This window comes from Actinomadura sp. KC345 (genome assembly GCF_004348515.1).
Lineage (GTDB): Bacteria > Actinomycetota > Actinomycetes > Streptosporangiales > Streptosporangiaceae > Spirillospora.
The window spans coordinates 1-10302 of sequence record NZ_SMKH01000275.1 but is presented as its reverse complement, the minus strand read 5'-3'; the positions used below and the strand labels follow the sequence as shown (position 1 = coordinate 10302).

The 10302-nt window shown below is 72.7% G+C and carries 9 protein-coding genes and 2 pseudogenes; 4 read left to right on the top strand and 7 right to left on the bottom strand.

Annotated elements, in window-relative coordinates; all coding sequences use genetic code 11:
• Positions 1–748, top strand: a pseudogene (locus E1281_RS31800) (stress protein); the annotation flags it as partial.
• 13 nt (positions 749–761) lie between these two features.
• Here the strand turns inward: E1281_RS31800 and E1281_RS31795 are convergent.
• Together E1281_RS31795 and E1281_RS31790 are read right to left on the bottom strand one after the other, a co-directional pair.
• On the bottom strand, positions 762–1394 hold the full coding sequence (locus tag E1281_RS31795; protein WP_131883414.1) for an endonuclease: 633 nt from the start codon (positions 1392–1394) through the stop codon (positions 762–764).
• Positions 1395–1481: 87 nt separating this feature from the next.
• Positions 1482–2231, bottom strand: a complete 750-nt coding sequence (locus E1281_RS31790) for a ribonuclease HII (RefSeq protein WP_243717634.1) — start codon at positions 2229–2231, stop codon at positions 1482–1484.
• 265 nt (positions 2232–2496) lie between these two features.
• Between E1281_RS31790 and E1281_RS31785 the strand changes: the two genes are divergently transcribed.
• Genes E1281_RS31785 through E1281_RS31775 form a run of 3 tightly spaced genes read left to right on the top strand, consistent with a single transcriptional unit; the run spans position 2497 to position 6985 of the window.
• The gene (locus tag E1281_RS31785; RefSeq protein WP_131883412.1) at positions 2497–5091 is read left to right on the top strand and encodes an AAA family ATPase; all 2595 of its coding nucleotides are present in this window, start codon (positions 2497–2499) and stop codon (positions 5089–5091) included.
• A 55-nt stretch (positions 5092–5146) separates the two neighbouring features.
• On the top strand, positions 5147–6232 hold the full coding sequence (locus E1281_RS31780; protein WP_131883411.1) for a winged helix DNA-binding domain-containing protein: 1086 nt from the start codon (positions 5147–5149) through the stop codon (positions 6230–6232).
• Between the two features lie 48 nt (positions 6233–6280).
• On the top strand, positions 6281–6985 hold the full coding sequence (locus E1281_RS31775; protein WP_131883410.1) for a histidine phosphatase family protein: 705 nt from the start codon (positions 6281–6283) through the stop codon (positions 6983–6985).
• Here E1281_RS31775 and E1281_RS31770 read toward each other — a convergent pair.
• The 5 genes and pseudogenes from E1281_RS31770 to E1281_RS40675 form a co-directional block, all read right to left on the bottom strand.
• Entirely contained in the window at positions 6982–7830 is an 849-nt protein-coding gene (locus E1281_RS31770) for a biotin-dependent carboxyltransferase family protein (RefSeq protein ID WP_131883409.1), read from the bottom strand. The two genes, E1281_RS31775 and E1281_RS31770, sit on opposite strands and share 4 nt — an antisense overlap.
• The gene (pxpB, locus tag E1281_RS31765) at positions 7827–8441 is read right to left on the bottom strand and encodes a 5-oxoprolinase subunit PxpB (RefSeq protein ID WP_131883408.1); all 615 of its coding nucleotides are present in this window, start codon (positions 8439–8441) and stop codon (positions 7827–7829) included. Before pxpB ends, E1281_RS31770 begins: the two co-directional genes overlap by 4 nt.
• Positions 8438–9190: a 5-oxoprolinase subunit PxpA gene (locus E1281_RS31760; RefSeq protein ID WP_131883407.1), complete on the bottom strand. Its 753-nt coding sequence runs from the start codon at positions 9188–9190 to the stop codon at positions 8438–8440. The genes pxpB and E1281_RS31760 overlap by 4 nt, the downstream gene beginning before the upstream one ends.
• Before the next feature lie 81 nt (positions 9191–9271).
• The gene (locus E1281_RS31755) at positions 9272–9640 is read right to left on the bottom strand and encodes a hypothetical protein (protein ID WP_131883406.1); all 369 of its coding nucleotides are present in this window, start codon (positions 9638–9640) and stop codon (positions 9272–9274) included.
• Positions 9637–10302: pseudogene (locus E1281_RS40675) on the bottom strand (hypothetical protein); the annotation flags it as partial. The pseudogene E1281_RS40675 and the gene E1281_RS31755, both read right to left, overlap by 4 nt.

The following is a 10302-nucleotide window of genomic DNA, read 5'->3' as shown; positions in this document are numbered from 1 at the left end:
GTACACGCCCCCGCCGCCTCCGCCCGGCGGCCAGTACGCGCCTCCGCCGCCCGGCGGTCAGTACGCGCCTCCGCCCCCGCCAGGCGCCGCGCCGCCGCCCCAGCAGCAGCCGCAGGGGGGCACGGTGTCGCTCACCAAGAGCGCGCCGTCGGTTTCGCTCACCAAGCACGGCGCGACGTCCGGTCACATGCGCGTCAACCTCAACTGGACCGCGCGCGAGGGCGCGGCCAAGGGGCGGCTCGGCAAGCGCCGCCGCGGCGTCGACCTCGACCTCGACCTGTGCTGCCTCTGGGAGCTGAAGGACGGCCGCAAGGGCATCATCCACGCACTGGGCGACATGGGCGCCCTGGAGCGCCCGCCGTACATCAAGCTCGACAAGGACGACCGCACCGGGGCGATCGAGACGGGCGAGAACCTCCACATCAACCTCGACCACACCGCGGAGTTCAAGCGGATCCTGGTGTTCGCCGAGATCTACGACGGCGCCGACGACTTCCGCGGCATGGACGCGGTCGCCACGCTGTTCCCGGTGGGCGCGCCGCCGATCGAGATGCGCATGAACGACTGCGTGGACGCGTCCCGTGACGCGGTCCTGGCGCTCATCGAGAACGTGAACGGCGAGCTGGTCGTCCGCCGCGAGGGGCGCTACATCCTGCCGCCGCCGGGCCGTCCCCGCTGGGGGAAGATGACCGTCGACCAGGCGTACAACTGGAACCTGGAGTGGGTCGCGGCACGCGGCAAGGACTGAACCGCCCGCGGGGTCACGCGGCCTTCACGGTGTCGGCCAGTTTTTTGTCGCGCGCCACTCTCACCAAGGCGGCGGTGAGCCGCGCCAGGTCCTTGTCGGGGACCTTGGAGGCGAGCTCACCGGCGTCGGTGGGAAGGCCGACCCGTCCGGCGCCCTTCTTCACCTGGCCGTCGATGTAGGGGCGGAGCCAGGGCCAGACGGCCTGGGCCTCACGGCAGAAGATGTCCACGCCTGTGGGCCCGATGCCCGGGAACTCCTGGAGCAGCTCGGCCGCCTTCCCGGGGTCGCGTTCGGCGTCGATGGCGAGGCGCCGCAGGTCGCCCTTGTACTTGTCCTGGACGATCTCGGCGGTGTCGCCCAAGCGGGACGCGGTGCTCTCGTCGTAGCGGACGTAGTGGCCGCGTCCCAGCGCGTCGACGCGTTCCTGCCATGTCAGCCTGCCCATCCCGCGTGCCGTCCCGCCGCCGGCCTCGAACAGCTCGCGCGCCGCGGCGAGGGCGATGTCGGACGAGATGCGCGCGCTCAGCAGGTTGGCCAGGACCAGCAGCTTGAACAGCGCGGCCGGCTGGTCCTTCAAGGGGATGCCGGCCTCCTCGGCGAACGTCTCGCCGGACTCGTGCAGGAGCTTCTTGACGACGGTGTCCATGGCAACTACCTCCCGGTGTCGCGCTTACCCGGACAGGCGGCGATGACTCATGCCCGGGAGCGCGGGGATGCCGGATGCGGGACGCCGCTACAAGAGGCTGAGCTGCCCCTCACCGGCGAGCGGGTCGCGGTGCTTCTTCAGGTGCCGCCAGCGTGGAAGGTCGTCCAGATACGACCAGGACATCCTGTGATGCGGTGTGGGCCCCGACTCCTCCAGGGCCTTCTGGTGGACGGGCGACGGATATCCGGCGCTGTCCGCGAACCCGTATCCGGGGTGTGCGCCGTCCAGATCGGCCAGCAGCCGGTCACGGTGAACCTTCGCCAGGACGGACGCGGAGGCGACCGTGACCGACCTGAGGTCCGCCTTGACCTCGCAGCGAACACGCCAGGGCCGGCTCAGGAAGTCGTGCTTGCCGTCCAGGATGACCACGTCCGGCGTGACGGGGAGGGACTCCAGGGCGCGGACGGCCGCCCGCCGCAGCGCCTCGGTCATCCCGACCTCGTCGATCTCCTCGGGACCGGACGCGCCGATGGCGTGCCCGGCGAGCCAGCCGGGAAGCAGCTCGGCGAACGACTCGCGGTGGGCCTCGGTGAGGAGCTTGGAGTCGGTGAGCCCGATCGTCCTCTCGCCCCGGCCTTGCAGGACGGGCGGCGGGGTCAGGTCGGTGACCGCCGCGCACACGACGACGGGTCCGGCCCAGGCGCCGCGACCCACCTCGTCCACTCCGGCGATCCTGATGGGGCGGCCGTTCCCGGGCGATGCGGCCCGGAGTTCGTCCTCGATCTCGTAGCCCGCGACACGTGAGACGCCCCTGGTGGCGGCAGGGACGGGGTCCAGTCCGGGCAGGGCGCGGGTGGAGTCGGTCAAGGAGTCTCCTTGGAAGGAACCACTCGGGAGCGAAGGAATGCCGAGATCCGTGGCGAGGCCGTCCCCCGGCGTCCTTCCGCAGGGAATCGCCCGCCGCGTCGATCGTAGGGGCAGGACAAAAGTCCTGGTCCCGGAACCGGCGTTCACCGTCCCGGACCAGACCCGGTCATGGGGAGTCAACGAACCGGGCGCGGGGAGTCCCGTTCCGGACGGTCCTGCGCTTTACTCGCTTCTGATGACTTTGTTCGGCAGGTCGCGCTCCCGCACGGCGAAGGACGCCGCGGCGCGGGATCTCTTCGAGCGCCTGCGGTGGCGTTACTTCCAGGTCACCCCGGGCGTCCGGTTCCTGGGCGGGGCGCTCCTCGCCGCGCTCGCGGTGTCCGCCGCCGTCGTCCTGGACGGGCCGATCCTCGGCGCGGCCGCGGCCGCCGTCGTCCTGCTCGTCGTCGCCCACCTCACCTTGCGCTCGCCCACGGGCATGGCGGTCGTCGCGGTCATCGCGTCCTGGCTGGCGCTGTCGGTACCCCTGGGCGGCCTGTACCCGGACGATGGGCGGCCGTCCTATCTGGATCCCGCGCTGCTACTGGCGGTGCTCGCCCTCCCCGTGGCGGTCGTCGCGTTCCGCCTGCGCGGGTACAAGCCGTGGCGGAGCGCGCTCCTCGCCCTGGGAGCCGCCGGAGTCGTGACGGCCGCCGTCGTCCGGTTGCTGCCGGAGGCGAGCGTGGCGCCCGGCTGGGTCGCGGCCGCCGCCGTCCTCGCCTACCGCTGGGACCGGGCCCGGCGCACGGTACCGGCCGAGGCCTACGACACCGGCTGGGTCCAGGAGCAGGCCGGGCCGAAGGCGGACGGCGCGGCGGGCCCGCGCAAGAGCCCGTCCGGCCCGGACGCGCGTGAACGCCCGGACCCCGCCGACCGGGCGGACCGGCCCGGCAGGTCCGAGCGGCCCCGCAGGCCCGGCCCGAGCGGCCCCGGCGATGACGATGCCGTGCCTGCGGCGGCGCACGCGGACCACGCGCACCGCGCCGCGGCGCAGGCGGCGGACGCGGCCACCGCCGAGCGCGCCGCCGGCGAGCCCCGAACGGAGAAGGTGCCGGAGATATCCGTGGCCGAAGCACTCGCCGAGCTGGAGGACATGATCGGCCTGGAGCCGGTCAAGCGGCAGGTCCGCTCCATCGCCGCGTCGATCGAGGCCGCGCACATGCGCGCCGCCGCCGGGGTCCCCACGGAGAAGCCGATGCGGCATTTCGTGTTCGTCGGGCCGTCCGGGACGGGCAAGACGACCGTGGCGCGCGTCCTGGCCAAGATCTTTCACGCCTTCGGGCTGCTGCCGGAACGCACCGTGGTCGAGGCCCACCGCGCCGACCTCGTCGGTGAGTTCCTCGGCGCCACGGCCATCAAGACCAACCGGCTCGTCGACTCCGCCCTGGGCGGGATGCTGTTCATCGACGAGGCGTACAGCCTGGCCAACTCCGCCGAGGGGCAGCCCGACCGGTTCGGGGACGAGGCCGTGCAGGCGCTTCTCAAACGCGCGGAGGACGACCGCGACAACCTCGTCATCATCCTCGCGGGATACGACGTCCAGATGGCCGAGTTCCTCGACTCCAACCCTGGGCTGGCCTCGCGGTTCGGGACGCGCGTGCATTTCCCGTCGTACCGTCCGTCCGAGCTGCTCCGGATCGCCGACTACCACACCGGGCTCCGCGAGGACCGCCTGGATCCGGAGGCCCGCAGGCGCCTCGCGACGCGGTTCGAGGAGGTCGAACGGCGCGGCATCGTCGACGAACTGGGGAACGGAAGGTTCGTCCGCTCCCTGACCGAGGCGGCGGCGCGCGCGCGGGACGTGCGGGTCGTCGACGCCGCCTCGGCGGGCGGGGAACCGGGCACGCCGAGCGCCGACGACCTGGTCACCCTGCGCGCGGAGGACGTGGAGACCGCGTTCGCCGAGGTCACCGAGCGGTACCGCGGCTACGCCGAGACGCCGACGCTCGACGAGGCGCTCGGCTCGCTCGACGCGATGATCGGCCTCGAACCCGTGAAGCGACAGGTCCGCGAGATCGCCGCCCAGCTCCGGGTCGCCCGGATGCGGGAGGAGCAGGGCCTCGTCACCCGGCCGCCGACACGCCACTTCGTCTTCACCGGGCCGCCCGGCACCGGCAAGACCACCGTCGCGCGCGTCCTCGGGCGCATCTTCGCCGCGTCCGGGCTGCTCGCCCGCCCCGAGGTGGTCGAGGCCCAGCGCGCCGACCTCGTCGGCGAGCATCTGGGGGCGACGGCGCTGAAGACGAACAAGGTGGTCGACTCGGCGCTCGGCGGCGTCCTGTTCATCGACGAGGCGTACTCGCTGAGCAACCCCGGCTACTCCGGTGGCGACGCGTTCGGCGCCGAGGCGGTGCAGACCCTCCTGAAGCGCGCGGAGGACGACCGGGACCGCCTCGTCGTCGTCCTCGCCGGTTACGAGGGCGACATGGACCGGTTCCTGTCGTCCAACCCCGGTCTCGCCTCCCGGTTCGACGTCCGCGTGGACTTCCCCTCCTACGGGCCGGACGAACTGCTCCGCATCGCCCAGCTCATCGCCGAGGAGGGCGGCGACCACTGGGAGGAGCGCGCCCTCGACGACCTCGCCCTCGTCTTCCAGCGCGCCTGCGGAGCGGGCAGGATCGACGAACTCGGCAACGGCCGCTTCGCCCGCTCCATGTACGAGAAGGCGTGCGCGTGCCGTGCGCTGCGGGCCGCCGAACTCGGCGACGCCGCCACCGCCGACGACCTCACGTTCCTGACCACCGAGGACGTCCGCGACGCCTTCGCCGACCTCGCCCACCGCCTGGCCTGACGCAGAGCGGGGTTCTGCGTGTGCGCCGTCGGAGCCATGCGCTGTAATCAGAGCCATGACCTCGGTGACGTGGGCGCAAGTGCTCGCCTGGCGGATGCGGCGCCAGTACCTCGAACGCCCGGCCGACGAGTCGGTGTCGCAGATCGCGCGGCGCCTGGCCGGAGTGCAGGCGCAGGTCGCGTCGTCGGCGGAACTCGGCGTCGCGATACGGCAGGCGGCTCCCGAACGGGGAGCCGTGTCCCGGGCACTGCTCGACGAGCGGACCCTGGTCAAGACGTGGGCCGTGCGCGGAACCCTGCATCTGCTGCCCGCCGACGAGGCCGCCGCCTACCTCGCGCTGTGCGGCACCGTGCGCAACTGGGAGAAGCCCGTCTGGCAGAGGAACTTCGGGGCCACGCCTGCCGACCTCGAAGCCATCGCCGAGGCGGCGAGGAACGCCCTCGCGGACGGGTCGGCGCTCACGCGCGAGGAACTCACCACGGCCGTCGTCGAGGAGACCGGCTCACGGCATCTCGCCGAGGTGCTCGGCTCCGGCTACGGTCCGCTGCTCAAGCCTCTCGCCTGGTGGGGCGTCCTCTGCCACGGCCCGTCGCAGGGCACACGCGTGACCTTCACCTCGCCGGAGCGGTGGCTGCCCGGCTGGACGGGGCTGCCGCCCGTGGAGGAGGCCGCGCGGACGGTGATCCGCGCGTTCCTGGGGGCCCACGGGCCCGCGACCCCGGACATGTTCGACAACTGGCTCATGCGCAAGCTGAACCGGAAGAGGAACGTCAAGAACTGGTTCGCGGCCACCGAAGACGAGCTTTCCACCGTCGAGGTGGACGGTGTGCAGATGTACGTACTGAGGGAACACCTGGACGAACTTCTTGCCGTCGAGCCCACTTCGTCCGTCCGGCTGCTGGGGGCGTTCGACCAGTACGTTCTGGGGGCCGGGACGTCCGCGACCTATCTGGTGCCCGCCGAACGTCGCAAAGAGGTGAGCCGCGCGGCGGGCTGGATCTCACCGGTCATCCTCCATGAGGGGCGTGTGGCCGGTGTCTGGGAGGCCGAGGACGGGGATGTGACCGTGATTCCGTTCGAGGACGTTCCCGCTGCTCCGCTCAAGGACGAGGTGAGGCGCCTGGTACCGCTGTTGTCCTGATGGGGGTGCCTCAAGGCGGCCTCGGGGCGTTCGTCTAGGGTGCCGTCCGTGGATGAGCGACGCGAGCAGGACGAACCGGTCGAGTACGGGCAGACGCGGTACAAGGCGCCGGACGGCGCGGCCGACATCCTGCTGATCAGGCACGGGGCCTCCGCGCCGGCCCGACCCGACCGGCCCTTCCCGCTGGTGGACGGACAGGGCGACCCCGAACTCGCGCCCGAGGGACGGGAACAGGCCGAGCGGGTCGGTGAGCGGCTCGGTGACGAGCACTTCGACGCCATCTACGTCACGTCCCTGCGCCGCACCGCGGAGACCGCGGCGCCGCTGGCGCGCCGGCTCGGGCTGGAGCCGCGGGTCGAGGCAGAGCTGCGGGAGGTCCACCTCGGCGAGTGGGAGGGCGGGCTGTTCCGCAAGATGGTCGCCGAGAACGGTCCGGTGGTGCAGCGGCTGTTCGCCGAGGAGCGGTGGGACGTCATCCCCGGCGCCGAGCAGGCCGAAGCGTTCAGGGCGCGCATCGAGAAGAGCCTCACGCGGCTCGCGGCCGCGCACGCGGGCGGCCGGATCGCCGTGTTCACCCACGGCGGCGTCATCGCGCAGGCGCTCGCGTCCACCACCGGAGCCAGGCCGTTCGCGTTCCTCGTCCCCGACAACGCGTCGATCTCCCGTCTGGTGAGGCTCGGCGAGCTGTCGTCCATCCGCGGATTCAACGACGTGTCCCACCTGGACTGGTCCGCCCCTGCGCCGCTCACTTAGACGCGGAAGCGGACGTTCTGGCCGGGGCGCAGTTGCGCGGCGTCGGGGACGGCCGACCGGACGAGCACCGCGACCACGGGGTAGCCGCCGGTCGTCGGATGGTCGGCCAGGAAGATGATGGGCATCCCGCTGGGCGGCACCTGGAGCGAGCCGGTGACCATGCCTTCGCTGCCCAGTTCGCCGTCGCGCGCGCGGACGAGGGGCGGGCCGTCCAGCCGTACGCCCACACGGTTGCTCTCCGGTGACACCTGGTAGAGCGTGGACGTCAGCGCGGCCAGCGCCTCCTCGGTGAACCAGTCGTCACGTGGACCCGGCCGGATGTGCAGAACCGGCGTCCCCGGCATGGGCGGTGCAGGTGCCACGTCTACGGCGATGTCCCCGAGCCCCTTGGCGGTACCGAGGGGGAGGTGGTCGCCCGATGACAGAGGCGGCGGGCCGAGCCCGGACAGAAGGTCGGTGGAACGGCTCCCCAGAACCTCTTCTACGGCGACTCCGCCACGGACGGCGAGGTAACTGCGAAGCCCCGATTCCGGGGTGCCGAACTCGACCAGCGCGCCCGCCGCGACGTGGGCCGGTGCGTGCGTCCCGTAGGCGCGGCCGTTGATCCGCAGCGGTACCGGCGCCCCCGTGACCGCGATCCATGCGTGCCGGTGGAAGCGCAGGGTGGCCCCGCCGAAGGTCAACTCCACGGCCGCGGCGTCCTCCGGATTGCCGACGAGCCGGTTGGCCAGGCGGAAGGCGCGCTCGTCGGCGGCGCCGGAGCTCGGGACGCCCAGATGGGCGCGGCCGGGCCTGCCGAGGTCCTGGACGGTCGCCAGCGGCCCGGGCCGGACCACCTCGATCACGAGGACGCCTCGGGGACGAAGCGGACGCGCGTGCCCGGACGGAGCAGGGACGGCGGGTCGCGCGTCGCGTCCCACAGCCGGAGCCCGCTGCGTCCGAGCAGCCGCCAGCCGCCCGGCGAGCGGGACGGGTAGACGGCCGCGTACCGGTCCGCGATCGCCACCGAGCCCGCCGGGACCGACGTGCGCGGTGACTCCCGGCGGGCCACGTGCAGCGCCGGGTCGAGGCCCGTGAGATAGCCGAAGCCGGGAGAGAAGCCCAGGTAGGCGACCGTGTACGTGGCGGCGGAGTGGCGCCGGACGACCTCGCCGCGCGACAGCCCGGTGAGGTCGGCGACCTCGTCCAGGTCGGCGCCGTCGTAGGTCACGGGGATCTCCACCGGCTCGGCGTCGCCCTCGGCGTCCGCCGACAGCCGCAGCAGCGGAAGCCGTGCGGCGAGGCGGTCCAGGTCGGCGGACGGGTCGGCGACCACCAGGACGGTCTGCTCCCCGGGAACGACGTCCACGACGCCGGGGAGCGGCTCGTCGCGCAGCGCGGCGTTCAGCCGGTGCGCGGTCGCGAGATCTCCGGTCTCCACGAGCAGGGCCGTGTCACCCGCCCGCAGCACTCTCATGCGAACGGCTCCAGCGCGACGCCGGCCCCGGACAGCGCCGACCGGACCGCCCGTGCCAGCGCCACCGCCCCCGGGGTGTCGCCGTGCACGCAGACGGAACGGGCCTCGACCGCGATCGCGGTGCCGTCCGCAGCCACGACCGTGCCGTCCACGGCCATCCGGACGGCGCGCTGGGCGACGGTCTCCTCGTCGTGGATGACGGCTCCGGGCTTCCTGCGGGACACGAGGCCGCCGGACGGCGTGTAGGCGCGGTCGGCGAAGCACTCGGCGACCACGGTGAGCCCATCGGCGACGTCGTGCACCGCGGAACCGGGAAGCGTCAGCAGTGGCAGTGAAGGGTCGTACTGCCGCACCGCATCGGCGACCGCGCGCGCTTGGACGGCGTCACGGGCGATCCGGTTGTAGAGCGCCCCATGCGGTTTGACGTAGGCGACACGTCCGCCTTCCACACGGGCGATGCCGTCCAGTGCAGCGAGCTGGTAGAGGACCTCGGCGGTCAGTTCCGGTGCTGCGACGTCCATCTCGCGGCGTCCGAAACCGGCCAGATCCCGGTACGACACCTGTGCGCCGACGGTCACCCCGCGCTCGACGGCCGCCGCGCACACCCGCCGCATGATCAGCGGGTCGCCGGCGTGGAACCCGCACGCCACGTTCGCGCTCGTGAGCACGTCCAGCAGCGCCAGGTCGTCGCCCAGCTCCCAGATGCCGAACCCCTCACCGAGGTCGGCGTTGATGTCGATGACCGCCATGCCTTAGACCTACCACCGATAGACCCGCCACCGATCTCCGGACCTGCCACCGATCCCCGCGCCCGCCACAGGTTCCGCCTTTCAGACGGTCTCCTCGTGCAGGTCCTCGACCTCGTGCTTGGACGCCCACGCCTGGTACACGCCGCGGTCGAACAACTCCAGCCCGAGCCGTTCCGCCACCGGCGCCCTGCCGCCGCTGTACTCCACGCGCAGCCAGCCGTCGTGCTCGCCCAGCACGATGAACGGTTCATCGCGCCATACGCAGTGGGTCGTGACGTAGTGCAGGTGCTCCACGTCCGGCAGCGGCACCACATGGATGTACTTGCCCGGCGTGACCTGCCGGAAGCCGTCGACGGGCCGTGAGGTGTAGAGCCGCACCCGGTCGCCGTCCGGGCTCGCCTCGTACTCGGTGCCGCGCCAGCGCGCGTAGTAGCCGAGCCGCACGCTCATCCCCGCCCTCCCTCTCCCGGCAGCTTCACCAGCCAGCGGCGCAGATCGGCGTCGTAGCCCGCCACCAGCGACTCCCGGCCGTTCGCGGCGATGCGGTACAGCTCGGCGCCGTGCGGCAGCCGCTGGCTCTCGATCTTGAACTCCGGGATGGCGGGGCCGTCGCCCGGCGCGTACCCCGACCCCGGGAACGGCGCCTTCTCGATCACCCATCCGCCCGGGATGATCCCCATGCTCCACTCGTCGATCCCGCCCAGCGGCCGCCGGAACAGCGGCGGCTTCACCGCCGGCCAGCGGATCGCGTGGATCTCCTCGTCCATCGGCGTGAACGGCGAGCCCTCGTACACCAGTCCCAAGCCGCGGACCAGTGCGGCGGGGGTGGTGAGCTCCCGGACGTCCTGGAACCGGTGGACGTATCCGGCGACGAGGTCGTAGCCGCCCTCCAGGTAGTGCTGCACGTGATCGGGCCGCACCACCTTCTGCATCACCACCACCTGGGACGCGCCGTCCGCCGGCGCCTGGCCCTCGGACGCCGGACGTGCCGGCGTGTCCGTGGTGGCGCCGGGCCCCGCGTTCGGCGCCGTGCTCGCCGGGGACCCGGGAGCGGCGTGGCCGCCGCGGACGGTCTCCGTGGCGTCACCCTTTCCGCGGGCGGGCATCACCGG

Coding starts and splice junctions, on each gene's coding strand:
- E1281_RS31785 (WP_131883412.1), top strand. CDS start 2,497: ATGACTTTGTTCGGCAGGTCGCGCTCCCGCACGGCGAAGGACGCCGCG.
- pxpB (WP_131883408.1), bottom strand. CDS start 8,441: ATGAGAGTGCTGCGGGCGGGTGACACGGCCCTGCTCGTGGAGACCGGA.
- E1281_RS31760 (WP_131883407.1), bottom strand. CDS start 9,190: ATGGCGGTCATCGACATCAACGCCGACCTCGGTGAGGGGTTCGGCATC.
- E1281_RS31780 (WP_131883411.1), top strand. CDS start 5,147: ATGACCTCGGTGACGTGGGCGCAAGTGCTCGCCTGGCGGATGCGGCGC.
- E1281_RS31755 (WP_131883406.1), bottom strand. CDS start 9,640: ATGAGCGTGCGGCTCGGCTACTACGCGCGCTGGCGCGGCACCGAGTAC.
- E1281_RS31795 (WP_131883414.1), bottom strand. CDS start 1,394: ATGGACACCGTCGTCAAGAAGCTCCTGCACGAGTCCGGCGAGACGTTC.